The sequence below is a fragment of the Bordetella flabilis genome (assembly GCF_001676725.1).
In the GTDB taxonomy this organism is placed as follows: Bacteria; Pseudomonadota; Gammaproteobacteria; order Burkholderiales; family Burkholderiaceae_B; genus Bordetella_C; species Bordetella_C flabilis.
Map to the genome: position 1 here is coordinate 5370682 of NZ_CP016172.1, position 25957 is coordinate 5396638.

Genomic DNA, 25957 nt, shown 5'->3' on the forward strand with positions numbered 1-25957 from the left:
CCACTGCGGGCACAAAATGACGATCTGTACACACATTACGGGCTCGCTCGGCGAGATCGACGATGGTGAATACCAGTCACTCTTCGAGCGATGCGGATCACCGCTGTTCTATGACCGCCGTTTCCTACTGGCCGCCGAACAATCCCCGCTCCTGCCCGTGAGAGCGTCGTTCTATATCACGATCCGCAAGGGTGGACGCATCGTCGCCTTTTTGCCGGCTTATCTTCAAGATATCGGCGTGGTCGATCCGCTGGGCTTGCTCGCGACTTCAGCAAAAATATCCAATGTCGGAGGCAACGGCCGCGGAGTATTCAGCCATATCATGCATTGCGCCGACAGCTCCATCCTCACGGCCTCGCACGACTCGGAAGTATACGCGGGGGTTTTTGCTGCCTTAAATGACATTGCACGGCAAGAAGGTGCGAGCTATTTCGGCCTGCTTAACGTACAGGACGGACCGGTACTGCGTGAGGCCGAACGGAATGATTTGAATGTTAACTACATGGTGGACCGTTATTGTGTCGACCTCTCCCGTCATGATGATTTCGACGCCTTCGTACAGGCTCTACCAGCCGACGGGCGCCATGAAATGACCCGGCAATTACGCAAGTTCGAGCGGAGCAATGCTCGGGCTCATATCCTGGCGCCTCCCTTCGGCGACAAGCTTGAGCAGTTATCAGAGCTGTGCCAAGTCACCACTGCACGCAATGGCACGCCTCAATATTGGCCAGCCAAGCCACTCGCGCGCTTCGCCGGTACCTGCGGCGACTTGGTAAGGTTGAGTATTGTGGAAGTCGGGCAGGACCTGGTCAGCGGATTCATTTGTTTTGAGGAACCGCACGCATTCCATATATGGTCGGCAGGCATGGTTTACGACCGGACGGACTTCAGTCCCTACACGCTCGGTGTAGCCACCGCCTACCGCCATGCGTTCGCACGCGGCATACGGCGGGTGGAATGTGGGAGACTGAATGCAAAAATCAAGACAAGGCTCGGACTGCACCCGGTGCGGCTCTACGCCATAACGAGCTGGAACCTCTCATGAAAGCACCGCGGAATCGTTCTTCGACCGTCTCGGTACTACAAGACGCATTCGTTCGCAGTCTCGATGGCGAAGCACGCTTTAGCGATCAGCCGGCCTTCGGCGAGTGGCACCGTTCGATTGCCTGGAACCAGCGCAATTTTGGGCGTAAACCGGCATGTATTGTCCGCGCGGCGTCGTCGCGCGATGTCGTACGAACCATCGCTTTCGCGAAGACCCACAATCAGCGCATCAGTGTACGAGGCACCGGCCATAGCTATGCCGGCACCTTCGTGCAGGAGCATTCAATACTGCTAGACCTCTCTCGACTGCAGGGCATCGAAATCGATGTGCCAAAGCGGCGTGCCAGGGTACAACCAGGGGTGACAAGCGAATTGCTGCACGACGCCCTGGCGGTGCATGGATTGGCTTTTCCCACTGGTCATGGTGCGGGCGTGGGAATTGGGGGGTTTCTTTTAGGCGGCGGACTCGGGATCAACTGTAGCCAATGGGGCGGCATGAGCGCCTTCAATATCGAGGCGCTTGATGTGGTCACGGCTGACGGTCAATCGATGCATGTCAGCGCAACAAGCCATTCTGACCTATTCTGGGCCGCCCGCGGCGCGGGACCGGCCTTGTTTTTCGTGGTGACCCACTTTTATCTGAAATGCTGGCCGGCTCCCGGTGCGATTCTAAGTAGTACGTACATTGTCGGCCTCGACAAGTTGGAGAGTCTGGTCGCGCAAATCGAATTGGCGCAGCCCGCCACCAACTTACAGGTGATGGTCGCGGTCGTGCCAAAAATCGGCGGGGACGCCACCACATGCGATAGAACGGTGCTGCTCAGCATGCTAGCTTTCGCGGAAACCCCTGCGCTTGCTCGTCAATTGCGCACGTCCCTGCAATCCCGCCTCGAAATCAGTCTACAGGTACTGGACGAAGATCAGCCTGCCAGCTTTCAGTCCTTATATCGGCAGACGGACAACATGCTGGTATGCCAGCGCTACCGCGTGGACAATATCCTGACAGATCGAGCGCAAGAGGCGACGCTAATTTTGAAACGCCATCTTGATACTTTGCCGTCACCGGCTACGGCGGTTCTTCTGGTTTGGCGTGGAGATCCGGTCTATCCGGACGCCGCATTCTCGGCACGCGGCGCATTCTTCATGTCGACCTATGCCCAATGGGACGACGCGAAAGACGACAACCTCAATCGCCGGTGGCTGAACCGGCTTTACGATGAACTGCAGCCGGTTTCATCCGGCGCATATATCAACGAATTCGACCTGGAATACAGGGCCGGTCAAGTTGCGCGTTGTTTCTCCGCCGAAAACTGGCGGCGATTACAGGAGTTGCGCCAACGCTTCGATGTTTCGGGGCTATTTTTTGCCCTCGATACTTTTCCCGGCCCGAAGGATGGTTAATAGATGCCTTCCCAGTGGGGTCCGGGAACATCGATGTCGAACATTCCCAGCACCCGCGCGACCGTATGGTCGACCATCTCCTCGATCGAGGCCGGCCTGAAATAGAACGCCGGCAGCGGTGGAAACACCACCCCGCCCATTTCCGTGACTGCCGTCATATTTCGCAGGTGCGCCAGGTTGTAGGGCGTTTCACGAACCATCAGCACCAGGCGCCTGCGCTCCTTCAGCGTGACGTCGGCCGCGCGCGTGATCAGGTTGTCCGACAGTCCATGCGCCACCGCCGCCAGCGTGCGCATGGAGCAGGGCACGACCACCATGCCGGCCGTCGCAAAAGCGCCGCTGGCGAGGGTCGCGCCGACATCGCGAACGCTGTACACGTGGTCGGCCATGGCCTGCAGCTCGTGCCGGCCAAGCTGCAGCTCATGCTTGATATTCAGCACGCCGGCCGCGGACACGATCAGGTGCGACTCGACGTCAGGCACGTTGCGCAGCGCCTGCAGCATGCGAACGGCATACAGCGCACCGGTCGCCCCCGTCACGCCGACGACCAGCCGGCGCACGGCCTGCGTCATGCAGTCGCCCCGGCCTTGTCCAGCAGCGTCTTCAGCTCGCCGCTTTCGTGCATCTCGTTCATGATGTCCGAGCCGCCGACGAATTCGCCGCCGACATACAGCTGCGGTATGGTCGGCCAGTTCGAGAATTCCTTGATGCCCTGGCGGACCTCGTCGTCCTCCAGCACATTCACGGTGACCAGCTTCTTCACGCCACAGCTCTTCAGCAGCTGGATCGCCTTGCCGGAAAAGCCGCACTGCGGAAACTGCGCGGTGCCCTTCATGAACAGCACCACCGGGTGCTGCGTCACGGTCTCGCCGATGAATTCTTTAACGTCGCTCATGGTTTACTCACACAGAGAAGAGTTCTTTCAATTATAGGTACCTGCCAACATCTACAGGTAACCGCCCGAGATCCGTTCAATGCCGGCCAGGTCGCGCCGGCTATCCACCCCGCGCAACCCGGCATCCGTCAGCAGCCCGCGTACCGCCGCGGCCTGGTCCCATCCATGCTCCACCCACAGCACGCCCCCCGGCTTCAGGTGTCTCGGGGCGCCTGCAATGATGGTGCGCAGGGCCTCCAGGCCGTCCGCCTCGTCGGTCAAGGCCGCGCGCGGTTCGAAGCGCAGGTCGCCCTTCTCCAGATGGGGATCCTGCCGGCGGATATAAGGGGGGTTGGAGACGATGACGTCGAATTTCTGGTCCGCCGTCAGGGCGCCGTACCAGTTGCCCCCCGCGAAATGCAGCTGTACCCCCAGACGCAGGGCGTTTTCGGCCGCCACTTTCAAGGCCTTCAGGCTGCGGTCCGTGGCCAATACCGCCGCGTCCGGCCGTGCCAGCGCGATGGATATCGCGATCGCGCCGCTGCCGGTGCCCAGGTCCAGCACCGCCAACGACTCGAAGCCCGCCATCCACTCCAATGCCGCCTCGACCAGCAGTTCCGTTTCGGGCCGGGGGATCAACACGTCGGGGCCGACCTTGAACAGGTGGCCCATGAATTCGCGCTCGCCCAACAGATAGGCCATCGGCTCGCCGGCCGCCCGCCGCGCCGCCAGCACGGTAAACGCGCGCACAGCCGCCGGCGGCAAGGGATCGGTATCGTGCGCCAGGATCCACGCCCGCGGCTTCTCGAGCACATGCTCCAGCAGCATGCGCGCTTCCAGCCGTGGCAGGCCGGACGCGAACAGGATGTCCTTGGCGCAGGCCACTCAGCCCTCTTCGCCCAGCGCCGCCAGCTGCTCGGCCTGGTGCTCGGCGATCAGCGCGCCGGTCAATTCATCCAGGTCGCCTTCCATGATCTGCTGCAGCTTGTATAGGGTCAGGTTGATGCGATGGTCCGTCAGGCGGCCTTGCGGGAAGTTGTAGGTCCGGATCCGTTCCGACCGGTCGCCGGTGCCAACCAGGCTCTTGCGTTCGGCGGCTTCCTTGCTCTGCCGTTCCCGCAACGCCTTGTCCTTGAGTCGCGCGGCCAGCACCTGCATGGCCTTGTCCTTGTTGCGATGCTGGGAGCGATCATCCTGGCATTCGACCACCAGTCCGGTGGGAAGGTGCGTAATCCGCACCGCGGAATCGGTCTTGTTGATGTGCTGGCCTCCGGCGCCGCTCGCCCGGAAGGTATCGATGCGCAGGTCGGCGGGATTGATCACGATGTCGCTCATCTGGTCGGCTTCCGGCATGACCGCGACCGTGCAGGCCGATGTATGGATGCGCCCCTGGGCCTCCGTGGCCGGCACGCGCTGCACGCGATGGGCGCCGGACTCGAACTTCATCCGCCCATAGACGCCGTCGCCGTCTATGCGGGCAATTACTTCCTTGTACCCGCCCAGTTCCGATGGGCTTTCGGACATCAGCTCGACCTTCCATCCCTGCCGTTCCGCATAACGGCTGTACATGCGCAGCAAGTCCCCGGAGAACAACGCGCTTTCATCGCCGCCCGTACCGGCGCGGATTTCCAGGAACACGCTGCGGCCGTCATCCGGATCGCGCGGCAGCAGCAGGCGCTGCAGCGCCGCGTCCAGTTCCTCCAGCTTGCCCCGCGCCGCCTTGATCTCGTCTTCGGCCATGGCCTTCATCTCGGGATCGGACAGCATCTCCTGCGCCGTCGCCAGGTCGTCCTCCGTGGCGCGATAGGCTGCGAATGCGGACACCACCGGCTCGAGTTCGGCCCGCTCGCGCGACAGCTTGCGGAAGCGGTCCATATCCGTGGCCGCTTCAGGTTCGGCCAGCATGGCATCGACCTCGATCAGGCGCCGGGACAATTGGTCCAGCCGGTCACGCATGGATGATTTCATAGGGAGTCAGGGCAACGGAATGGGGAGTAAGCGAGCGCGATGAGCGCCATGGCCGCGCGTTTCGCGGCGTGGCGATGCAAGGGCAGTGTCGCTAACGCCGCGTATCGCGGCTGGGAAAGAGGCGCGGGACCACGGCGAGCAACTGTTCGCGTTCGGCGCCTTCGCTGCGGTTGAGTGCCGCCAGCGGACCGTGCAGGTATTTCTGCGTCAGGCCGTGGGCGAGCTGCTCCAGCACCGCCTCCGGCGATTCGCCGCGCGCCAGCAGGCGGCGAGCGCGTTCCAGTTCGGCCGCGCGGATCTCGTCGGCGCCTTGCTGCAGATGCTGTATGACGGGAACCACCGTGCGGGCCGCCATCCATTGCATGAAATTCTGGACGCGCGTTTCGATGATGGCCTCTGCCTGGACCATCGCAGCGCGCCGGGCGTCCGTACCGCTCTGGACCATTCGGCCCAGGTCGTCGACCGAATACAGGTAGACGTCGTCCAGGCGCCCGACCTGCGGTTCGATATCGCGCGGTACCGCCAGGTCGATCATGACCATGGGACGGTGGCGGCGCAGCCTGGTGGCCTGCTCTACCATCCCCAACCCAAGGATGGGCAGGGAACTGGCCGTACAGGAAACGATGACATCGAATTCCGCCAGGCGCTCGGTCAGATCGGCCAGCCGCATGGTGCCGGCGGAAAACCGGTTCGCCAGCGTCTCGGCACGTTCGACCGTCCGGTTCGCCACGACCATCTCGCGCGGCTGCTGGGCCGCGAAGTGAGTGGCGCAGAGTTCGATCATTTCCCCCGCGCCGATGAACAGCGTGCGGGCCTCGCCCAGGCTGCCGAACACCCGCTCGGCCAGGCGCACCGCGGCGGCGGCCATGGACACCGAATGGGCGCCGATGTCGGTCTGCGACCGGACTTCCTTGGCGACGGAAAAAGTACGCTGGAACAACTGATGCAGCAGCGTACCGAGCGATCCGGCTTCGTCGGCCGCGCGCACCGCGTCCTTCATCTGGCCGAGGATCTGCGGCTCGCCCAGGACCATGGAGTCCAGGCCGCTGGCAACCCGGAAGGCGTGCCGCACCGCACCTTCCTGAAGATGCTGGTACACGTGGGGCTGCAGATCCATGGCCTGGACGTGGTTGACGTCGGCCAGCCAGGCGGGCAGATGCTCCGCCACATGCGGCTCGGCCGCGCAATAGACCTCGGTCCGATTACAGGTCGACAGAATGGCGGCTTCCCGCAGCGCGCCGCCGAAGGCCGCCCGCAGCCCCGCCAGCGCGGGGCGCAACAGGTCGACGGGCATGGCCACGCGTTCACGCACCGATACGGGCGCCGACCTGTGATTCAGTCCGAAGGTGAGGACGTCTACCGACATTTGCCTATCATCTACGCTCGTGCGTAGGCCTGATGCAGGGCCAGCAACGCATGCTCAGGAATAGAGGCAGGTTTCTGGGACCTCGGGATTATAGCGCTTTGCTACCGACCGGTACGGTCCGCCAGCACGACCCCGGAAAATTGTGTATAGTTGCGGGCTTCGGTTGGCCTGGTAGCTCAGTCGGTAGAGCAGAGGATTGAAAATCCTTGTGTCGGTGGTTCGATTCCGCCCCAGGCCACCACGAATCCTGAATCCCCGCCACGGCGGGGATTTTTTATGGCCGGCTACCACCTACCGCCCCAGACGGAGGCTGCTTTTCATCGCCGCCAGGAGTGCAGGCCGTATCGCACGATGGCCTCCAGATTTTCCGCGATGACGGCGCATTGCGGATCGACATGCAGGTAAGGCGTGGGCAGCGCACGCAATGGCGCTGCTCTCCCGAGCCGCCGAGACCAAGTGGGGAACTTCCGCTGGTGTGAAGCCGAGCAGGTCAGCATCATCTTCAGGGCGATGCGGCATGTCGAACAACAGATCAAAAAGCAGCGAGCCCTTCAACAAGAACTGGTCTCGGTACACCGAGATGCTGAGGCGATACAGCACGCGCTCCAGCGCAGAGCGCGTGAACACGGCCACCACTGTTGAACAAGCCTCGGCCCGATCCTGAGTTGCTTTCTCAAACTGCAGGACCGTGTACCTCAGCTGTACTTCTCCACCAATGCCGACAATATGGCCGCGGTTTCCACATCGAGCACCCCGTCATAGTTCTGGGGCCGGAAGTGGAGCTGGAAGGCGCGTACCAGGTTCTTGAATCCGGCCGGATTTGTCGCGGCGCTGGTGTCATAGCCGTATTTCCGGAACTGCCTTAGCGCCTCGTCCTGCGCCAGGGGCGTGTCGGTGTATCGCGCGACAAACCTGGCTTTCACGTCCTCTTCATACCAGGCGCCCACACCCGCCTGGTGGAAATCACGCCATGGGAACATCGGACCCGGATCGCTCTTGCGGCCAGGCGCTATATCGGCATGTCCCACCACATTGGTGGGCGTGATGTCGGGGTAGCGCTGAAGGATGTTCAAGGCCAGATCCTTGACGGCCTTGGCTTGCTGCGGATGAAAGGGCGGGAAGGTAAACGTGCCGTCCTGATAGCTCGCCTGATTGACGATCTCGATACCCAGGGATGTGTCGTTCAGGTTCGTCCGGCCCCGCCAGGCGCTCACTCCGGCATGCCAGGCGCGGTCATTCTCGTCGACCAGGTTGAACACCCGCACACCCTCGAACCCCGCAGCCTTGTAGGTCGCATCGTCCGGATCGGGAACCAGGTAATGCGCACTGACCGATGGGCCGGTCGCCTTGGTCGAGCCGGCAAAGTCCGAGGCAGTGTAGTGCATGACGAGGAAACGAACGCGACTATTGAAACCCTTCGTCGAACGGTAGGAGTTGTAATCGATGGGGGCCACGCCCGAATCGCCTGGCACGCGCGCGGCAGCGTCAGACACGACCTTATCCGAAGGGTACGAGGCGAACGCATCAACCTGCCCGTTCGTAGTCTCGCCTTTATGGAACGCGATAGGGGCGCCGGCCTCCGGGGGACGAGGCGCCGCGGATGAGGGGATGGACGAGACAGACATATATAGGCTCCTTATCATGCGGCCGGCATGGCCGCGATCGATTAGGTGCCTCATGTGTCGGGCGTGTTCCGATAATGCCCCGCATGGACCCTGCACGCCAGTGTCAGGACTGGCGCGGTATCGCGCATATGTCGCGATGCCCCGGGTCCCGCCGCCCCGGCATCCCCTCGGACGCGGCAGGTCGGTGCACGCGCGAATACGTGGCGGCCGCCGCAGGTTCACCACCGGTCCACCGCAAGATCCAGAGTTTCCGCCGCCCGCTAAACTCCTAAACTGCCTTGCATGACCGCGGATCAGGAACCGCACCTACGCCAGGGAGCACGTCCATGACATATGCATACATGACCGCCGGCACGCCGGTGGGCACATTGAAACTCGTCGCCCGCGAATGCAGGCTCGCCGCCATCCTTTGGCAGAACGACAAGCCGGAACGCGTACTCCTGGGTGCGATGCGAGAAGATCGCGCCCACCCCGTCCTGCTGGAGACACAACGCCAGTTGCAGGAGTACTTCTCCGGTACCAGGGAGCGGTTCGAGCTCGAACTTGATTTCAACGGAACCGACTTCCAGCGCCAGGTCTGGCGCGCGCTGCTGGATATTCCGTATGGAGAAACGCGCAGCTATCGCCAGATCGCGATACAGATCGGCCGCCCTGCTGCGGTACGGGCCGTGGGCGCGGCAAACGGTAGAAACCCCATTTCCATCATCGCGCCGTGCCATCGCGTCATCGGGGCGTCGGGCCACCTGACCGGCTTTGCCGGCGGCATCGCGGTCAAGGCCCGCCTGCTGGCGCTGGAGAGCGCACGCCAGGCGCTGGCAGCCTGAGGAACCCCGCAATGATCGCAAAGGCAACAGCATCGTGACGCAACGCCGGGATACGACCGCATCGAATACCGCGCCCGGGCGCGTGCGGCCGGCAGGCAAGCCGGGGGCGCGGTCGCCTGGAGCAGCGACAGCGCCATCGCCAACCCGCGCATCTTCGACCACGCCGGTGACTCCGTCCGCGGTTGGCCGGCTTGAAGCCGCCGGACTGATCGTCGGTGATGATGGATTGGCACGCCCGCCCTGGGCTGCCGTCGATCCGCTGCTGCGAACCTATTACGACACGGAGTGGGGCATGCCGGTACGCGACGAGCGCGGCATGTTCGAACGGCTCGCGCTGGAATGCTTCCAGGCCGGTTTGTCCTGGGCCACCATCCTGCGCAAAAGAGAGGCTTTCCGCGCCGCCTTCCGCGGTTTCGACCCGGACACGGTGGCCGCCTTTGCCGACGACGATATCGAACGGCTGCTGGCCGACAGCGGGATCATACGAAACCGGGCCAAGATCGTGGCGACCATCCGCAACGCTGCGGCGACAATAGCGCTGCGGCCCGAAGGCGGCCTGGCCGGGTTCATCTGGTCCTTCCAACCCGCCGCAACGCCGGCGCCATGCAGCGTCGCGGAAATTCCCACCATATCGGCCGCCTCGATCGCGTTGAGCAAGGCGCTGCGCAGCCGGGGATTTTCCTTTGTCGGACCGGTGACCATGCATGCCCTCATGGAGGCGACAGGTATCGTGGACACCCACGTGCTGGGGAGCCATCGGCGCGGCAGCTCCGGCGTGTGGCCCGGGCAATAGGGCGCGCCAAAGGGATGCGCCAAAAGGGACGCGCCAAAAAGGGATGCGCCCGCTACGTTCCCACGCGCAGCGGCCCGTTCAACTTGCGCAGCACGGCCAGCACGCTTTGCGCCGTGATGCGGCCGGTCTTGGGATTCTCCGACGGGATGTTCTGGATTTCCATGGAAAACGACGCGGCATCGGAGTCGACCTCGACCCGATGCGTGTTGCGCTCCAGTGCCGGATCGGCCCAGATTTCGAGCGTGGTGCGGTCCGGGCCGATCCCCGCCAGGGATACGCTCACCGCGACGTTCAGGTTGGCCGGGAAACCGATGGCCGCCTCGCGCGGCGTGCCGCGAAATACCAGGGTGGGTTCGGTAATGCGGGAGATATCGATATTGTGCGTCGTCAGGTAGGGCGCGCCCAACAGGCCACGTACCGGCTTGCGGGTAATCATGGTGACCGACCGTATGGTCCCTTCCGCAGCCGCCGTCAGGGCATCCAGCCCCAGGATAGCGCCGGAGGGAACCAGTATCTGGCCGTGGTTTTGTCGCGCGAGATCGATCAGTTCGGGATGGGACAAGAGCGCGCCGGAACTCAGCACCACAACCTTCTTGCCGGCCAGCAGCATGGGCCGTACGGCGTCCGCGAAGACGGCGGCGGGGGCGCATTCCACCACCACGTCGCACAGCGGCTCCAGGCCATCCAGCGTGGTGAACGATGGCGCCTGCCCCTGCCATGCGAAGGCGACGGGGCGCCGCGGATCGCGCACCGCGATCGCGACGAGTTCGATCCCCGGCACGGCGTCCGCATCCAGAGACTTGGCCACGGACTGACCGATCGCACCGAAACCGGCGATACCGACACGTATTGGATTCATGAATAGACCGCCCGATGTGAAGCGGCCATGAGTATACCGTTCGATATGGATGGGCACGGCCAGCGGTAAAGTGAACGCGTCATCCATGACCAAATGAGGACGACATGGACCATGACCTTGAATCAATGTCGCGCGAGCAACTTGTGGCCGAAGTAAAGAAACTCCGGGCGGGCATACGCGCTCACCGCGATGCCTCCGGCCATGATTTGTGCTGGCATCATCCCGAATTGTGGAAGGCGCTCCCGGAGCACGTCGAGCATCTTCCCAAGGTGCCGGACTGGCCGCAATTCATGCGGGGCTGTATCAGGTATCGCCAATCGCTGGATGCGCAATGTCCGCAGGCGCCCCGCATCCAGGAAGAGTTCGATGACCGGCCTCCCCCGACGCCGCATCAGGAAGGCGGGCAGCCCGACCAGAAATGACCGGCGCGCAGTTGCCGCAACCATCGGCGCGAGCGATGTACCTCGATACCGGCTCGCCCGGCTTCGTGGCTCAGCCGGCCATACCGGCACAATCGTGGCCATCCGCGGGCGAATTCCCGCTGCCATGGGCGTCGTCCCGGCAGTCCTCGGCGTCCTCGACCTGCACCGTCACATGCGAAACGCCAAACCGGTCCGCCACGCGCTGGCGCACCGCGGCAATGATGTCGCGTGGCACCGCACCGGGCTCCCGTACCACGTGCAGGGTCAACATGTGGCGATCGGCGGTGATGGACCAGGCGTGCAGATGATGCACCCGCTGTATGCCGGCCACGTTCTGCTCCAGGTCGGCGCGCACTTCGTCCAGGTGCATGCCTGAAGGCGTACCCTCCAGCAGGATATGCGCCGACGATCGCACCAGGTGCCAGGCGCTCTTCAGGACGATGACCGCGACAAGTATGGACAGGATGGGATCGATCGGCGTCCAGCCATTCCACAGGATGACGACCGCTGCCACGATGGCGGCGACGGAGCCGAGCAGATCGCCCAGGACGTGCAGCAGGGCGCTGCGCATATTCAGGTTGGCGTGACTGCCGCCATGCAGGATCAGGAAGGCGACGATATTGGCGAGCAGCCCGGCGACCGCGACCCCGAGCATGGTGCCCGCCATGACCTCGACTGGCTGCCAGAAACGCTGTACGGCCTCGATGGTGATCCAGATCGCGATGCCGAACAAGGCCAGGCCGTTGACGAACGCCGCGAGAATCTCCAGGCGCCGGTAGCCATACGACATGCGCGACGTCGCAGCCCGGCGGCCGATGCGCAGGGCAAGCCAACTGAAGCCCAGCGCCGCCGCGTCGCTGACCATATGGCCGGCATCGGCCAGGAGCGCCAGCGAACCCGATATCAGCCCGCCCACGATCTCCACCACCATGAAGAGGACGATGATGACCAGGGCCCACATCAGCCGCCGCGAGTCGCCAGACGTGGCGCCATGGCTGTGGCCGCCGTGGCCCGGTCCGCCATGGTCGTGAGCGCCCTTGTCGTGCGCGCTATGGCTGCCCGCGCCCTGGTCGTGCCCGCCGTGGCCGTGGCTGTGGCCGGCGTGGCCGGCATCCGCCTGTTGCTGCACCTCACCTGCTCGTCCCATGGAATCTCCGATAACCACTGGATGCGCACGCGACACGGCATGCCGGGCGGCATGCCTGCGGTGGGCGGCGCTGAATATACCCCGTAAAGGCGACGCCCGATGAAGTCTGCGCGTCGCATCCCGTTCGTGGCCTGGATGCCCCGCCGACATGCGTGAATTCGTGGCGCGTCGGCTCGAGCCGCATTAGCCGTGATACGACCCGTAATGTAAGTCACATGATTCAGGGACATAAATAAGCACGGTCCGAGCCCGGGCAGATGAACGCAGCCATAAGGGGCGGTCACGCACCCCTGCGCCGTCGAGAACAGCCCCGATCGGCGCGCCCCTCCCGCGCTTGTCTTCCTCTGGGTCCTTTACGCCATATGCCACGCCTCGCTACCGCAGCTTCCCCGCTCCCTGCCGCCATCGACACCCGCACACCGGCCGGCGGCTATCGTGATCCAAGCCCTTTCCGGCAAGGGAGTTCGAACCTCCCCAAGCGGCCACAGCGCGTCGCTCCGCTGGCGCCCGGTTTCACCACGCCTGCTCTGAGGTCGACAGCCAGGCCGGCCGAATCCGCGACCAGGGCAGTCCGCGCCGACCGGCCTGCACACCTGGCCTCCACGCGCGGATGGGGGCCGGCAGCCTCCATGGCTCCCGGCCAGCGCCCAGGCGACTACCCTGCCGGCTACAACCCGTTCGGCGACGACGAAGACGACTCCCCGCCCGTGGCGAACACGCCATCCGCCGCGGAACGCGACCGTGCGCCCCGCGGTCCAGCCATCGCCCGGGACGCCCGGCATGGCAGCTCCATCACAGTGGGCGCGAGCCGGGACGACTATCCTGCGGAGTACAACCCTTTCGGCGACGACGATGATGACGCGCCCATGGGCAATGGCTCGTCCGGCGTGGACGCAGGCGCCTACCCGATGCGAACACATGGGTCCATGGCGCACCAGCGCGACCTCGCCACCGCAGGCGACGCCAATGCCAACGCCGACCCGGCGGTCACGGGCCGGACAGGGCGCAAGCCCATCCCGAAACCGCGATCGAGCATGCGCGTGGGCAGTGCCGATCGCAATGCCACTCGGAATGGCGGTGCCAATGCCAATGTCGGCACAACGGTCGCTGGTCCCGACACCCGCAACATTGCCGCCAGCATTGCGATCAACGACGCTGTCAACGACGCCATCGGGGGCCGTCCTGTGGATACGCCAGCCCACCTTGTCCAACCGCTCTATGCGTCCATACGAAGAACCTCCACCGACAGCGGATACCCGTCGGATCCCTCCTCGACCGACAGCGATCACGTGTACAGCGCTATCGACGAGCCGGCGTCCGCCCGCAGGCTTGGACGCGCGCCGCTCCCGCCCTTGCCTGCAACCGCCGCGATCGGCGCGACCGCCTGGATATCACCGCTTGACCGGCTGGATGTCGGCATTGCCCTGGCGGCGCTGGACAGCGCGCTCAGCGCCGCCGCACCCGTGGACTCGTCCGGCACGGCTGTGCGCGCCAAACGCCACGGCCCCCCGCTCAAGACCCGCTGCGGAAGCTTCCATCGCGCGCTCATGCAAGTTCAACAGAAACACCCCGCATCGATAAAGCAGACCGCCAGGATCGTGGTGGCCCTTGGCCGGCAGGCGACCGCGGAAGGGTACGCCGCGCTGCAGAACAACCTGATACGCGACACGCTGAAGCCGCGACTGCACGTCCATACCCTGGACGAGCTCTGTGCGCTGGCCCGGCTTGCCGACCGGAACGACGGGACGCGCCAGGACCTTGCCCGGCAGATTGCCCAGGTATTGGGTACCGGCAAGCGCCGTACTGCGCCCAAGGCCCAGGCCGCGAAAGCGCAGCAGGACGTGGCGGAAGCCCTGCTGAACTTCGTTGGCGAGCTGGCCAGGGAACACGCCACCGCGAAGTCCTGGGATACCCAAATCGCGGCCCTTCTTGCGGCCGCCGGCAGAGGCGCGGCGACGGAAATCGATGCCGCGCTGCAGGATATGTGGAGCGGCGACGAAGCGCTCGGCGACCCCGCCGAACCGCGGCAGAAACGCCTGATCGAGTACATCCGGCGCCTGCCTGCGGATCAACGGCAGGATTTGGCCGGGATGCTGAATGTGTCCATCGGGCCCGGCACGTCCCAACGCCAGGCCGCGGCCTTTGGCCAGCTGCCACACCACTTCGCAATGTACGAGCAGGTGCAGATGCGCCAGCTTCAGGCCGATGGCGTCCTGCGGCATCAAATGCGCAAATATCTGCAGGACCTGCGGGCGGCGTTAAGGGGCGCCACGGGCAACCATCCGCCGCAGGCGGATGGGTCGGTAATTGTGCAAGCGAACCAGGCTTCCGACGCCCGCAATGAGTTTCCGCCGCGTATCCGGCGGCAACCGGGCCTGTGGACAAGGCTGCGTCGCGGACTGTCGGCTTTCTTTGCGCGCCGCGCCACCACCACCAATGCGCTGAGGACGCAGGTGCGGGCAACCGTGTCCGACATACTCAAGAATGGCAGTCTAACCGGCGAGCAAAGCACTGAGCTTACCCAGGCAATTCGCAACGTGGTCGCCAAACGCGGCGAATCGAACGCCACCGACATGCTGCGCGACCACATCGGCGCATACCTGGACAAGCTTGATCCCGCGCAGCTGTCCAGCCTCCGCAAGCACGTGGCCGAAGCACTGTCCAGTGCGCCGCTGAACCGCTTGTCCGGCACGCATCCCCTGCGCCGTTTCCATGCCGGCCTGGCGCGCGCTCTGGATCAGGAGCCGGGTATACGGCATTGCGCAAACGCATTGGCGCTGCTCACGCCGGCGCTGCGACACCTCAAGCGACCGGACGCGATGCTCCCCGCCCTGGATGCGTTGGCGGATGCGCGCTTGCATCTGACGGCCGGCCAGAGCGAACTGGACCTGTATGAAGCCGCCCTGGCACGCCTGGATCCGTCCGTGCGCGCCAGCATCCGCAGGAATCTGAACGGGCGCAATGGCGTCATGCGGCACGCGGCCGCCATTCAGGCGAACAGCTTTTCCTCGGCTCCGTGGTCGCGCTATCGCAAGCACCAGCTCGACGTGCTGGCCCGGGTGGCGGCTGCCTGAAGCGGCGCCATCCCGGTCGGGATGGGCGCTACCAGACGCCCTTCCCGCCGGCGGCCGCGCGCAGCTTGGACTGAAAGGACGCCACCAGGAAGTCGACGAACACCCGCACCTTTGCGGACAAATGGTGCCGCGTGGGAAAAACGGCATAGATATCCGCGGGCGGCAGCCGGTAATCTTCCAGGACAAGTTCCAGGCGCCCGCTGCGCAGGTAGCGGGCCAGATCCCATTCGGCGCGCTGCAGGATACCCAGCCCGGCCAGCGCCCAGGTCAAGGTCACCTCGCCATCGTTGCTGCTGAGGCTGCCCTTGACCTTGACGGTCTGCATATCGCGTCCCTTCGCGAAGCGCCAGATGCCATATGCCGACTCGTTCTGGCGCAACACGATGCACTGGTGACGCAGCAGGTCGCGCGGGATCTCGGGACGCCCGTGCGCCTTCAGGTATCCGGGAGACGCGCAGACCAGGCGCCGGTTCGGCGCGATCTTGCGTGCAATCAGCCGCGTGTCGGGCACTTCCCCAAAACGCACACAGACATCGAACGCGTCCTCCAGGAAGCTGACCGGCGTATCGCTCAGATGCAGTTGCACTGCCGTTTCCGGATGCTTTTGTGAAAAGGCCGCAACGACCGGCGCGATATACGTGCGCCCGAACCCGAGCGGCGCATTGACCTTCAACAAACCCTGTGGACGCGTGCGGCTGCTGGAAACCAGTTCGTCGAGTTCCTCGATTTCCCCCAGGATGCGCCGCGCGTGCTCCAGGTACAGCTCGCCCTCCGCCGTCAGGCTGATGCGCCGCGTCGTCCGATTCAGCAAGCGCACACCCAGCCGTGCTTCCATCTGCTGCAGACGCTTGCTGATCGCCGCGGTGGTCAGCCCCATCTCGCGTCCGGCGGCGGTCAGGCTGCCGGCCTTGACCAGCTCGACCAGCAGCAGCAACTCGTTGGAATGGCCCATTGTCAACCTGAGGGAAAAACCAGTTTGAATTATCGCGCGTTTGCGTGCCTGGCGCCGAAGCAATATGGCGGCGGGGGCCGCCAAGGCCGTCCGCACGCCGGCAGGCGTCGCGCCACACCAGGAAAGCGCCCGGCCGCGCAGGCGGCGCCGCCACGGCATCGTCGCGGCATGGGGCGATATAAGAGGAATCGTCATGCGTGAGTACCGAATCGCGGCCATACCCGGCGATGGGATCGGGCCGGAAGTCATCGCCGCGGGGCTGCGTGTCCTGGATCGGCTTGCCATCGTGGACGGCCGCTTCCGTCTGCAGGTCGAACACTTTCCATGGAGTTCGGCCTATTACCTGGAGCACGGCCACTACATTCCGGAGGACGGACTGGCGCGCTTGCGGCAATTCGATGCCATCTTCTTCGGTGCGGTCGGCGCACGCGAGGTGCCGGACCATGTTTCGCTCTGGGGCCTGCGACTGCCCATCGCGCAAGGGTTCGACCAGTATGCCAACGTCCGGCCGGCCCGCCTGTTGCCCGGGGTGGACAGTCCTCTTGCCGGCGGCAAGGATATCGACTGGGTCATCATCCGCGAAAATTCGGAAGGCGAATACGCCGGCAATGGCGGCCGCGCGCACCGCGGCCTGCCCATCGAAGTCGGCACGGAGACGGCGGTTTTCACGCGCGCTGGCGTGGAGCGTATCCATCGCTACGCGTTCAACCTGGCTCGCAACCGGCCACGACGCCACCTGACCCTGGTCACGAAGTCCAACGCACAGCGTTTCGGCATGGTGATGTGGGACGAGATTTTCTATGAGGTTGCCAAGGACTTTCCAGACGTCACCACCGACCGGGAACTGGTCGATGCGGTGACCACCCGCATGGTGCTCAAGCCCGCCACGCTGGATGTGGTCGTGGCCACGAACCTGCACGCCGACATCCTGTCCGATCTTGCCGCGGCGCTTTCAGGCAGCCTGGGCATCGCACCCACCGCGAACCTCAATCCGGATCGCAGCTTTCCGTCGATGTTCGAACCCATCCACGGCTCGGCCTTCGATATCACGGGCAAAGGAATCGCCAATCCCATCGCCACGTTCTGGACCGCGGCGATGATGCTCGAACACCTGGGCGAGCACGCGGCGGCCCGGCAACTGATGGACGCCATCGAGCGCACCACGGCGGCGCGGGTGTTCACGCCCGACCTGGGCGGGACGGCGACGACGGACCAGGTCACGCAGGCCGTATGCGAGGCCCTGGCACCCGCACGCTGACGCGCCGCCATATCGCCATCCCACAACAAAGACAACACCCTGGAGGAGACCCCCATGACTATCCGCCTGCGCGAGTACGCCGCGGCAGCGGCCCTGACCCTGGCCGCCACGGCCGCCGCGGCGCAATCCTATCCCAGCAAACCGATCCGGCTGGTCGTCCCGTTCCCGGCCGGCGGCACGACCGACCTCCTGGCCCGTACCGTAGGCCAGCGGCTGACCATGGCGTGGGGGCAGCCCGTGATCATCGAGAACCGCCCCGGGGCCGGCGCGACCATCGGCGCGGACTACGTGGCCAAAGCACACCCCGACGGCTACACACTGCTCATGGCCGCCGTCCATCACACCATTGCCGCCAACTACTACAAGACGCTGCCGTACGACTTGCGTAAGGACCTGGCTCCGGTATCCGTGGTGGCCATCGTTCCCAACGTGCTCGTCGTCCGTCCGGACCTGCCCGTATCCAACGTGCAGGAACTGGTTGCCTATGCCAAGGCGAATCCCGGCAAGCTCACGTATGCGTCCAACGGCGCAGGCACGGCGCACAACCTGATTGGCGAGCAGTTCAAGACCATGACGGGCACGGACATCATGCACATTCCCTATAAAGGGAGCGCACCCGCCCTGACCGACCTAATGGGCGGGCGCGTGACCATGATGTTCGATACCGTGTCGTCCTGCCTGCCCTATGTCCAGGCCGGCAAGCTGAAGGCGCTGGCGGTGGCCACGTCGAGCCGTTCGAGCGTGCTCCCGGACGTCCCAACCCTTTCCGAGTCCGGCCTGCCGGGCTTCGACATCGCGTCATGGTTCGGCGTGATGGCGCCCGCGGGCACGCCGGCATCCATCATCGGACAATTGAGCGACGAGATCGCCCGAAGCCTGGCCGACCCGGCGGTGCGCAAGCAACTCCAACCCATAGGTGCGGAGCCGGTCGGCAGCACGCCGCAGGCCATGCGGAAACGTATCGACGACGAGATCGGCCGCTATGGCCAGCTCATGAAGCAAGCGGGACTGACGGAGCAGTAGCCGAGGGTTTACCCGCACAACCTTTCCGGCTTCGCTCCCATTCCATGCGCTTGCCTGGGCCCATCGGCCATCGAAGGGCCCAGGCCCGGCGGGGTTCGACCCGTCTTGGCCCCATGAATGCCGCTGCGGGCACCCGGGGAGGGGAGCCCGCAGCCCCGCTCCCCCGGACGGCACGGCGCTTGCGTATTGCTGGGCTCGTTCAACCGGCAAGGAGAATCGCATGAAATTCCGCAGCTTGACCCCCGCCCTCGCGCTCGCCGCACTATGCGCCACCGGTATCGCCAGCGCGCAGTCCACGGCCCCCACGACGCCCAGCACCACGCCGAACGACAGCACGGCCACCCCGCCGAACAACCGCAACGTCCCGCCGGGCACCGCTTCGCCGGCCCCCAACGCCACCACGACGCCCCAATCCAATACCGGCACGGGCACTACCACCCAGAAGAACGGCATGCACAAGAATGGCAGCATGAACAAAAGCCATTCCGGCAGCGGCTCCACCCATTCGTCGGGCAGCCGTTCCGGCAACACCGCCGAACCTTCCAAGTCCGTCCCGCAGACCGGCGCGGGCAAATAAGCCCGCCGCGACGGCCCGGCCTACGCCGGCCGAGGACTCCACGCGGCCGCCCCATATGGGACGGCCGCGTGCTTTCGCGGGTATCGGGTACGTACATATTTCAACGTGCATGGAGAAGCGACCATGGGGACGTTTGCGAACATGACGGACGCGCGGGTGCAGGACGACGCCATTCTTTTTTCACTGACGCACGGTGGGGAGGCGCGGAAATTCGAGATTTCCGGCGACGTGCTGCGTGAATGCTTTGGCGCCGAAGACAACTCCGGCAGCGCGCTGCTGCGAGCCTTCGAACGCGGTAGAGAGCAAATCCAGACCGTGGCGCTAGCCGCCTTCAATACGCCCACCGACGGGGTCACGACCCTCGGCACGGGAGACTTCGACGGCTGAAAGCCGTCCCGCAGCCGCGCGGGCCGCCGGCCGTTCCGGACAGGGCAGCACGCTGGAGCGCGTTCCCGCCCTGTACCGGTATCCCGCCCCCCCACGACGCGGGCGGACGCGAGGACCGGCAAGGTCTTCGCCTTTCTACCGATTCATGTAGATGACGCGCGCCGGAGGCGCCGGCAACGCGCCTCGCCTCGGCCGGAAGCCCTAGTGCGCCGCAAAAAATTATTTCACGTTTAACGGCACCCCAGCCCTATCGAATAGGACATTGTGCAAAAATCGCGCTGTCAATCGCATTTCCGCCCCACCCTTCGGAGTTAGAGGCAAGCTCACGTGTTCGCGAATTCTTCCCGCCGGCTCGCCGGCGTATTGTCTGCCCTCTGTGTGTCGACGCTTGCGTTCGTCGGCATGGGCATTGGCCAATCCGCCCACGCTTTCTCTTTTTTCGATGTCATGAAGCAGGCCCGCGAACTGGCGGACCAGAGCTATAAGGCACCTGAACCGAATTTGCCGGACTCCCTTCAGGAGCTGAAATTCGCGGGATACCAGCAGGTACGCTTCAAGAACGACCACCTGCATTGGCTCAACGCCGGGACCAAATTCACGCTGAGTTTTTATCACCAGGGCATGCATTTCAATGCGCCGGTCAGGATCAACGAGATCGATGCCGCCGGCGTGCACGAGATCAAGTTCAATCCGGACGACTTCGATTATGGCAACTTGAAGCTGGATCCGGCCGCGCTGAAGAACCTCGGGTTCGCGGGTTTCCGCGTGCTTTATCCGGTCAACAAGAAGGACAAGAAAGACGATGAACTGGCCTCCTTCCTGGGCGCCAGTTATTTCCGCGTGATCGGCAAGGGGCAGACTTACGGTATATCGGCGCGCGGGCTGGCCATCGATACCGCACTACCCTCCGGAGAGGAATTCCCGCGTTTCCGGGAATACTGGATCGCCCGTCCGGCGCCCGAAGATTCCACGCTGACGATTTATGCGCTGCTCGATTCGCCGCGTGCCACCGGCGCCTACCGCTTCGTACTCAAGCCCACCGACGACAATACCGTGGTCGACGTCAAGGCCCGCATTTTCCTGCGCGACCAGGTAGGCCGGCTGGGGATCGCGCCGCTGACCAGCATGTTCCTGTACGGCTCCAATCAGCCCTCTCCCGTGCCCAACTACCGCCCGGAAATGCACGATTCCGATGGCCTGGCGATCCATACCGGCAGCGATGAATGGCTATGGCGTCCGCTGGTCAATCCGCGCCGCCTGGCCGTCAGCGCCTTCAGCGTGGAGAACCCCAAGGGCTTTGGCCTGCTGCAGCGCGGACGCGATTTCAGCCGCTACGAGGACCTGGACGATCACTACGAAAAGCGCCCCAGCGTGTGGGTCGAACCGCAGGGGAATTGGGGCAAGGGCAGTGTCCAGCTGGTCGAAATCCCCACAAAAGATGAAACGAACGACAACATCGTCGCGTTCTGGGTTCCGGAGAAACAACCGGCCCGCGGCGAACCGCTGGACGCGGATTACCGCATGACCTGGACCTTGAACGACAACAAGCTCCGTACCACGCCGCTGGCGTGGGTCATGCAGACCCGGCGATCGCGCGAGGAAGTCAAAGGCCCCGACCTGATTCGCCGGGCCGACGGCAGCATCGCCTTTATCGTCGACTTTGTCGGCCCCTCCCTGCAGTCGCTCGCGCCGGATGCCACCATTACCGCGGATACGTGGGTCGACGGCAACGGCCAGATCGTCGAAAACAGCGTGCGGCCGAACTCCGTCACGGGTGGCCGCCGCCTGACGTTGCGAGTCAATGTCAAGGATCCCACCAAGCCGGTGGAAATGCGGGCTTTCCTGACCAATGGCCAGGCGCCGTTGTCGGAGACCTGGACTTATCGCATTCCGAATGAACCTGAAGCCAAATAACAGCGTCCCGGGCACCGAGACCGTCGCGGATTACCTCGATCGCCTGGCGCTCCCCCCGCAAGCCAAGCAAGCCGCCATCCACAGCGCCGCCGAGGCGGCGCTGGAAGGCCGGCCCGCGCTGGATGCCATGCACCGCTCGTTGTCCGGTGACGAAGCCGCCGAAGATCCCGTGCTGGCATCCGGGCTGGCGCGCCTGCGCGCGGCCGACGACGACCATCCGGACATCGTCGCGCGCGCGCGCCAGACGCCGGACTCGGGCGTCTGCCTGCCCACGGCCCCGCCGCTGAACCGTACGCCCATGTCGCCGGAGCCCTGGATCACCAATCCGCTCGTGCGGGGCTGGCGCCGGCTGCGCGGCGAGGCGCCGGGCACCGCCGAAGACTACAACGCCACCGCACCGCGCATGGATCCGCGCTGGCGCCTGGCGGGCAGCCGGCGCCGCCTGGTGCTGTTGATCATGGTGGCGGCGCAGACTGCGGTGGCTACCTACTATATGAAGGGCGTGCTGCCCTACCAGGGCAAGCAGGTCCTGGAAGTCGGCATCCTGTTTCTCTTCGCGCTGCTGTTCTGTTGGGTATCGGCCGGGTTCTGGACGGCCATGATGGGGTTCCTGCAATTGCTGATCGGCCGCGACCGCTACAGCATTTCCTCACGCGGCACCCCGGACGCGCCCATCGATCCCTCGGCGCGGACAGCGATCGTCATGCCGATCTGCAACGAGGACGTGGCGCGCGTGTTCGCCGGCCTGCGGGCGACCTACGAGTCGCTGGCGGATACCGACGTCCTGGACCGCTTCGATATCTTCGTCCTGAGCGACAGCTACCAGGCGGATATCTGCGTCGCCGAGCAGCGTGCCTGGGTGGACCTGTGCAAGGCGGTGAAAGGCTTCGGGCGCATTTTCTATCGCCGGCGCCGCCGCCGCGTGAAGCGCAAAAGCGGCAATATCGACGACTTCTGCCGCCGCTGGGGTGCCAATTACCGCTATATGGTGGTGCTGGACGCCGACAGCGTGATGACCGGCGAATGCCTGAAGCGTCTGGTGCAACTGATGGAAGCCAGCCCCGACGCCGGCATTATCCAGAGCGCCCCCCAGGCCAGCGGCATGGACAGCCTGTACGCCCGCATCCAGCAGTTCGCCACGCGCGTCTACGGGCCGCTGTTCACCGCCGGCATGCACTACTGGCAACTGGGCGAATCGCACTACTGGGGGCACAACGCCATCATCCGGCTGGCGCCCTTCATGCGGCATTGCGTGCTTGCGCCCTTGCCCGGCAAGGGCTCTTTCGCGGGCGCCATCCTGTCGCATGACTTCGTGGAAGCCGCACTGATGCGGCGAGCGGGCTGGGGCGTGTGGATCGCCTACGATCTTCCGGGCAGCTACGAGGAATTGCCCCCGAACCTCCTGGAGGAGCTGCAGCGCGACCAGCGATGGTGCCATGGCAACCTGATGAACTTCCGCCTGTTTTTCATCCGCGGCTTTCATCCGGTGCACCGCGCGGTCTTCCTGACCGGCGTGATGTCCTATCTGTCGGCGCCGCTCTGGTTCCTGTTCCTCCTGCTGTCTACGGCTTTGCTGGCCGTCCATACGCTGACCGAGCCGCAGTACTTCATCGAGCCCAGGCAGTTGTTCCCCATCTGGCCGCAATGGCATCCCGACAAGGCCATCGCGCTGTTCTCGACGACCGCCGTACTGCTGTTCCTGCCGAAGGTCCTGGGCGTCCTGCTGGTATGGGCCCGTGGCGCGCGCCTGTTTGGCGGACGCCGGCGTGCCCTGTCCAGCATGCTGCAGGAAGTGCTGTTTTCCATGCTGCTGGCACCGGTGCGCATGCTATTCCACACACGTTTCGTGGTGGCCGCCTTTCTCGGGCTGTCGGCGAAATGGATATCGCCCGCGCGCGACAACAACGAGACGACCTGGGGCGATGCCTTCAGGCGGCACGGCTCCCAGACGCTGCTGGGATTATGCTGGGCCGCTCTGGTCGCATGGCTGAATCCCGTCTTCCTTTTCTGGATGACGCCGATATTGGCCGCGCTGCTGCTGATCATTCCGCTGTCGGTGTACTCCAGCCGCGTCGACCTCGGTCGGCGTGCCTACCTGGCCCGGCTGTTCCGCATCCCGGAGGAAACCCAGCCGCCCGCGGAACTGCTGGCGACGCGGCGCTATACGGCGCAGAACCGCAGCGTCCCCCACGTCCCCGCCTTCGAGGATGCGGTCATTGACCCGGCCGTGAACGCGCTGGCCTGCGCTGTCGCGACGGGGCGTCACCGGCCCAATGGGCTGAACGAGGCGCAGCGGCAGGGGCAGGTGGAACGCGCCATGGAGTATGGCCTGGACGCACTGGGCGAAGCGCAGAAAATCAAGCTGCTGGACGATCCGGTCGTATTGAGCCGAGTCCATGGGGCCATGTGGCGCAGCCGCGAGGACCATGCGGTGTCGCTGCGCGAGCGGACGGTGCGCCCGAGCGCCCAGGAAATCGAGGCCGAAGCACAAGTGGCCTTGTAGCTTCGGCCTCGCGCCGGTTTACAGCGTGCGTATCGGCGTGCCGGCCGCCCAGGCCTGGATGGCCTCGACCGCATTGGCATAGAAAGCCTTGAAGTTGTCGGCGCTGACGTAACCCAGGTGGGGTGTCAGCACGACATTTTCCAGGCGACGTACCGGATCGTCCGCGGGCAGCGGCTCCACCGGGAAAACATCCAGCCCCGCGCCGCCGATGCGCTTGTTGCGCAGGGCATCCATCAGGGCGGCTTGGTCGACCAGGCCGGCGCGCGACGTGTTCACCAGAAAGGCCGTGGGTTTCATGGTGGCGATGCTCGCTGCATCGACCACATTGCGCGTGGATGCCGACAGGATCAGATGCACGCTTATCACATCGGACGTGGCGAACAGGTCCTGCTTGTCGACGTAGCGCGCCCCGCCCTGCTCGGCGCGCTCGGCCGTCAGGTTGGGACTCCATGCGACGACATCCATGTCGAAGGCGCGACCTACCGCCGCGACGGCACTCCCGAGCTTGCCCAGCCCCACCACGCCCAGCCGCTTGCCCTTGAGCGGCAAGGGCATGCCCGTCTGCCACTGGCCACGGCGCATATTGGCGTCTTCCACGCACAGGTTCTTGAACAGTCCGAGGATCAGGGCCCAGCTCAATTCCGCGGTGGCGTTGACGGCGTCGGCCGCCCCGGGCGCGCCACACACCACAATGCCGCGCGCCTTGCAGGCGGGCAGGTCGATGGCGTTGTTACGCAATCCCGTTGTGACCAGCAGCCGCAGCGCGGGCAGCGCATTGATGAGCTCCGCCGGAAAAGGCGTGCGTTCGCGCATCATCACGATGACATCGAACGGTTGCAGGGCGGCCACGCGCTGCGGGCCCTCCGGCAAATAGTCGCGAAACACGTGCACGCTCGCCTGCGGGCCCAGCGTGGCCCAGTCGGCGTAGTCGTTGGCCACGCCGTGATAGTCGTCAAGAATGGCGATCTTCAATACCTTCTCCTGAAGGAATGGATGGGAGTACGAGGCGGCTTGCCCGGTCAGCTGCCCTTCTGCTTGTTCTTGTCCAGGTGCGCGAGCAGTTCATCCAGCGGCATGGCGCCGCTGACCCGTGTCCCGTCGGCGAAGAACAGGGTCGGTGTCCCGCGCACCATCAGCCGCTGGCCCAGCGCCAGCACCTGGTCGATGGGCGCGTCGCAATTGGCAGTGGGCGGCAGCTTGCCGCGTACCATCCAGTCGTCCCACGCCACGCCGGGCTGCTTCGAGCACCATATATCGCGGGCCTTGACGCGGGAATCGGGCGCCAGGATGGGATAGATGAAGGTATATACCGTCAGGTTGGGTACGTCCTCGAGGGTGTGGCGCAACTGCTTGCAGTAACCGCAGTTCGGGTCTTCGAAGATGGCCACGACCCGCGAACCGTCGCCGGTCACGCGCTTGACGGCGAGATTCAGGGGCAATTGATCGAAGGCGACCGCGCCGAGCTGTTCCTGCCGCGCGCGCGTGACGTCGCGCCGCGTGGTGGCATCGATGAGCGGACCTTCCATCACCCAGCCCACCTTGTCGTCGGTGTAGATCAGGTCCATGCCGACCTGCACTTCGAACAACCCGTAAGGCGTGCGCCGCACCGCGGTGATGGCCAGGTCAGGAAACCGCTGCCTGAACAGGTCGGCGACCTGGTCCGGGCTGGTGCTGCCCGGCCCCTGGCCGGTGGCCGTGCTGGTGACTGTTTCACCGGGACTGGGTCCGGCCGTGCTGGTCACTTTCTCGCCGGGATTTGGGCCCGCGGTGCTGGTGACCTTGGCTGAAGGGCCGGCGCCCGAGGTGCTGGTCACGGTCTGGCCCGGCGCCGGCTGGCCGGCAGACTGGCTGGACACGGACTTGTCCGCGGCATGGACCGCGGGCGCCATCGCGGCGCTGAAGACGACACCGGCAGCGAAAAGCCATGCGCGGATGTTCATGAACGA

The 25957-nt window shown here is 64.8% G+C and carries 22 protein-coding genes, 1 tRNA gene and 1 pseudogene; 13 read left to right on the forward strand and 11 right to left on the reverse strand.

Annotation, left to right across the window (positions count from 1 at the left end; translation table 11 throughout):
• Window positions 1-16 precede the first annotated feature (16 nt).
• A complete protein-coding gene (locus BAU07_RS27415; protein WP_198168842.1) occupies window positions 17-1045 on the forward strand; it encodes a GNAT family N-acetyltransferase in 1029 nt (342 codons plus the stop codon).
• Complete coding sequence (locus BAU07_RS27420) at window positions 1042-2445, forward strand: FAD-binding oxidoreductase (RefSeq protein WP_198168843.1); 1404 nt, start codon at window positions 1042-1044, stop codon at window positions 2443-2445. The genes BAU07_RS27415 and BAU07_RS27420 overlap by 4 nt, the downstream gene beginning before the upstream one ends.
• Here BAU07_RS27420 and BAU07_RS23920 read toward each other — a convergent pair.
• The 5 genes from BAU07_RS23920 to hemA form a co-directional block, all read right to left on the reverse strand.
• Window positions 2442-3005, reverse strand: coding sequence for a UbiX family flavin prenyltransferase (locus tag BAU07_RS23920; RefSeq protein ID WP_066665681.1), 564 nt, complete (start codon window positions 3003-3005; stop codon window positions 2442-2444). The genes BAU07_RS27420 and BAU07_RS23920 overlap by 4 nt on opposite strands.
• Before the next feature lie 8 nt (window positions 3006-3013).
• A complete protein-coding gene (gene grxD / locus BAU07_RS23925; protein ID WP_066663406.1) occupies window positions 3014-3340 on the reverse strand; it encodes a Grx4 family monothiol glutaredoxin in 327 nt (108 codons plus the stop codon).
• A 51-nt stretch (window positions 3341-3391) separates the two neighbouring features.
• On the reverse strand, window positions 3392-4147 hold the full coding sequence (gene prmC / locus BAU07_RS23930) for a peptide chain release factor N(5)-glutamine methyltransferase (RefSeq protein WP_066665682.1): 756 nt from the start codon (window positions 4145-4147) through the stop codon (window positions 3392-3394).
• A gap of 57 nt (window positions 4148-4204) precedes the next feature.
• Window positions 4205-5287 (reverse strand): peptide chain release factor 1, encoded by a 1083-nt coding sequence (prfA, locus tag BAU07_RS23935; RefSeq protein ID WP_066663409.1) that lies wholly within the window; start codon window positions 5285-5287, stop codon window positions 4205-4207.
• A gap of 91 nt (window positions 5288-5378) precedes the next feature.
• Window positions 5379-6653, reverse strand: a complete 1275-nt coding sequence (gene hemA, locus BAU07_RS23940; RefSeq protein ID WP_066663412.1) for a glutamyl-tRNA reductase — start codon at window positions 6651-6653, stop codon at window positions 5379-5381.
• 165 nt (window positions 6654-6818) lie between these two features.
• Between hemA and BAU07_RS23945 the strand changes: the two genes are divergently transcribed.
• Window positions 6819-6894, forward strand: a tRNA-Phe gene (locus tag BAU07_RS23945).
• 454 nt (window positions 6895-7348) lie between these two features.
• On the opposite strand, the gene BAU07_RS23950 is transcribed toward BAU07_RS23945, so the two are convergent.
• On the reverse strand, window positions 7349-8146 hold the full coding sequence (locus BAU07_RS23950; protein WP_269465833.1) for an N-acetylmuramoyl-L-alanine amidase: 798 nt from the start codon (window positions 8144-8146) through the stop codon (window positions 7349-7351).
• Between the two features lie 458 nt (window positions 8147-8604).
• Between BAU07_RS23950 and BAU07_RS23955 the strand changes: the two are divergent.
• Both BAU07_RS23955 and BAU07_RS23960 read left to right on the forward strand, forming a co-directional pair.
• Window positions 8605-9099, forward strand: a pseudogene (locus BAU07_RS23955) (methylated-DNA--[protein]-cysteine S-methyltransferase); the annotation flags it as partial.
• A 229-nt stretch (window positions 9100-9328) separates the two neighbouring features.
• Entirely contained in the window at window positions 9329-9895 is a 567-nt protein-coding gene (locus BAU07_RS23960; protein WP_232338193.1) for a DNA-3-methyladenine glycosylase I, read from the forward strand.
• A 52-nt stretch (window positions 9896-9947) separates the two neighbouring features.
• On the opposite strand, the gene BAU07_RS23965 is transcribed toward BAU07_RS23960, so the two are convergent.
• A complete protein-coding gene (locus BAU07_RS23965; protein ID WP_066665684.1) occupies window positions 9948-10754 on the reverse strand; it encodes an aspartate dehydrogenase in 807 nt (268 codons plus the stop codon).
• Between the two features lie 104 nt (window positions 10755-10858).
• Between BAU07_RS23965 and BAU07_RS23970 the strand changes: the two genes are divergently transcribed.
• Window positions 10859-11176 (forward strand): hypothetical protein, encoded by a 318-nt coding sequence (locus tag BAU07_RS23970; RefSeq protein WP_066663420.1) that lies wholly within the window; start codon window positions 10859-10861, stop codon window positions 11174-11176.
• 70 nt (window positions 11177-11246) lie between these two features.
• Here the strand turns inward: BAU07_RS23970 and BAU07_RS23975 are convergent, their stop codons facing one another.
• Complete coding sequence (locus tag BAU07_RS23975; protein WP_084025955.1) at window positions 11247-12323, reverse strand: cation diffusion facilitator family transporter; 1077 nt, start codon at window positions 12321-12323, stop codon at window positions 11247-11249.
• A gap of 629 nt (window positions 12324-12952) precedes the next feature.
• Between BAU07_RS23975 and BAU07_RS23985 the strand changes: the two genes are divergently transcribed.
• Window positions 12953-15397: a hypothetical protein gene (locus BAU07_RS23985; RefSeq protein WP_066663426.1), complete on the forward strand. Its 2445-nt coding sequence runs from the start codon at window positions 12953-12955 to the stop codon at window positions 15395-15397.
• 28 nt (window positions 15398-15425) lie between these two features.
• Here BAU07_RS23985 and BAU07_RS23990 read toward each other — a convergent pair whose 3' ends face one another.
• Entirely contained in the window at window positions 15426-16349 is a 924-nt protein-coding gene (locus BAU07_RS23990; RefSeq protein WP_066663429.1) for a LysR substrate-binding domain-containing protein, read from the reverse strand.
• 193 nt (window positions 16350-16542) lie between these two features.
• On the opposite strand from BAU07_RS23990, the gene BAU07_RS23995 reads away from it, so the two are divergent.
• The 6 genes from BAU07_RS23995 (at window position 16543) to mdoH (ending at window position 24011) form a co-directional block, all read left to right on the forward strand.
• Window positions 16543-17607 (forward strand): tartrate dehydrogenase, encoded by a 1065-nt coding sequence (locus BAU07_RS23995; protein ID WP_066665686.1) that lies wholly within the window; start codon window positions 16543-16545, stop codon window positions 17605-17607.
• Between the two features lie 54 nt (window positions 17608-17661).
• Window positions 17662-18630 carry a tripartite tricarboxylate transporter substrate binding protein gene (locus BAU07_RS24000; protein WP_066663432.1) on the forward strand — a complete coding sequence of 323 codons (969 nt, stop codon included), beginning with the start codon at window positions 17662-17664 and terminating at the stop codon, window positions 18628-18630.
• A gap of 220 nt (window positions 18631-18850) precedes the next feature.
• On the forward strand, window positions 18851-19207 hold the full coding sequence (locus BAU07_RS24005; protein WP_066663434.1) for a hypothetical protein: 357 nt from the start codon (window positions 18851-18853) through the stop codon (window positions 19205-19207).
• Between the two features lie 123 nt (window positions 19208-19330).
• Window positions 19331-19594, forward strand: coding sequence for a DUF1488 family protein (locus tag BAU07_RS24010; protein WP_066663436.1), 264 nt, complete (start codon window positions 19331-19333; stop codon window positions 19592-19594).
• Between the two features lie 402 nt (window positions 19595-19996).
• Entirely contained in the window at window positions 19997-21508 is a 1512-nt protein-coding gene (locus tag BAU07_RS24015) for a glucan biosynthesis protein G (RefSeq protein WP_066665687.1), read from the forward strand.
• Entirely contained in the window at window positions 21489-24011 is a 2523-nt protein-coding gene (mdoH, locus tag BAU07_RS24020) for a glucans biosynthesis glucosyltransferase MdoH (RefSeq protein ID WP_066663438.1), read from the forward strand. Before BAU07_RS24015 ends, mdoH begins: the two co-directional genes overlap by 20 nt.
• Window positions 24012-24029: 18 nt before the next feature.
• Here mdoH and BAU07_RS24025 read toward each other — a convergent pair whose 3' ends face one another.
• Both BAU07_RS24025 and BAU07_RS24030 read right to left on the reverse strand, forming a co-directional pair.
• The gene (locus BAU07_RS24025; protein WP_066663441.1) at window positions 24030-24983 is read right to left on the reverse strand and encodes a D-2-hydroxyacid dehydrogenase family protein; all 954 of its coding nucleotides are present in this window, start codon (window positions 24981-24983) and stop codon (window positions 24030-24032) included.
• A 47-nt stretch (window positions 24984-25030) separates the two neighbouring features.
• A complete protein-coding gene (locus BAU07_RS24030) occupies window positions 25031-25951 on the reverse strand; it encodes a DsbC family protein (RefSeq protein WP_066663444.1) in 921 nt (306 codons plus the stop codon).
• Window positions 25952-25957 lie beyond the last annotated feature (6 nt).

What these genes read in the sequence shown, in the direction of transcription:
- BAU07_RS27415 (WP_198168842.1), top strand. Translation starts at nt 17, where the DNA reads ATGACGATCTGTACACACATTACGGGCTCGCTCGGCGAGATCGACGAT.
- BAU07_RS27420 (WP_198168843.1), top strand. Translation starts at nt 1,042, where the DNA reads ATGAAAGCACCGCGGAATCGTTCTTCGACCGTCTCGGTACTACAAGAC.
- grxD (WP_066663406.1), bottom strand. Translation starts at nt 3,340, where the DNA reads ATGAGCGACGTTAAAGAATTCATCGGCGAGACCGTGACGCAGCACCCG.
- prmC (WP_066665682.1), bottom strand. Translation starts at nt 4,147, where the DNA reads ATGCTGCTGGAGCATGTGCTCGAGAAGCCGCGGGCGTGGATCCTGGCG.
- prfA (WP_066663409.1), bottom strand. Translation starts at nt 5,287, where the DNA reads ATGAAATCATCCATGCGTGACCGGCTGGACCAATTGTCCCGGCGCCTG.
- hemA (WP_066663412.1), bottom strand. Translation starts at nt 6,653, where the DNA reads ATGTCGGTAGACGTCCTCACCTTCGGACTGAATCACAGGTCGGCGCCC.
- BAU07_RS23965 (WP_066665684.1), bottom strand. Translation starts at nt 10,754, where the DNA reads ATGAATCCAATACGTGTCGGTATCGCCGGTTTCGGTGCGATCGGTCAG.
- BAU07_RS23970 (WP_066663420.1), top strand. Translation starts at nt 10,859, where the DNA reads ATGGACCATGACCTTGAATCAATGTCGCGCGAGCAACTTGTGGCCGAA.
- BAU07_RS23975 (WP_084025955.1), bottom strand. Translation starts at nt 12,323, where the DNA reads ATGGGACGAGCAGGTGAGGTGCAGCAACAGGCGGATGCCGGCCACGCC.
- BAU07_RS23985 (WP_066663426.1), top strand. Translation starts at nt 12,953, where the DNA reads ATGGCTCCCGGCCAGCGCCCAGGCGACTACCCTGCCGGCTACAACCCG.
- BAU07_RS23990 (WP_066663429.1), bottom strand. Translation starts at nt 16,349, where the DNA reads ATGGGCCATTCCAACGAGTTGCTGCTGCTGGTCGAGCTGGTCAAGGCC.
- BAU07_RS23995 (WP_066665686.1), top strand. Translation starts at nt 16,543, where the DNA reads ATGCGTGAGTACCGAATCGCGGCCATACCCGGCGATGGGATCGGGCCG.
- BAU07_RS24000 (WP_066663432.1), top strand. Translation starts at nt 17,662, where the DNA reads ATGACTATCCGCCTGCGCGAGTACGCCGCGGCAGCGGCCCTGACCCTG.
- BAU07_RS24005 (WP_066663434.1), top strand. Translation starts at nt 18,851, where the DNA reads ATGAAATTCCGCAGCTTGACCCCCGCCCTCGCGCTCGCCGCACTATGC.
- BAU07_RS24010 (WP_066663436.1), top strand. Translation starts at nt 19,331, where the DNA reads ATGGGGACGTTTGCGAACATGACGGACGCGCGGGTGCAGGACGACGCC.
- BAU07_RS24015 (WP_066665687.1), top strand. Translation starts at nt 19,997, where the DNA reads ATGGGCATTGGCCAATCCGCCCACGCTTTCTCTTTTTTCGATGTCATG.
- mdoH (WP_066663438.1), top strand. Translation starts at nt 21,489, where the DNA reads ATGAACCTGAAGCCAAATAACAGCGTCCCGGGCACCGAGACCGTCGCG.
- BAU07_RS24030 (WP_066663444.1), bottom strand. Translation starts at nt 25,951, where the DNA reads ATGAACATCCGCGCATGGCTTTTCGCTGCCGGTGTCGTCTTCAGCGCC.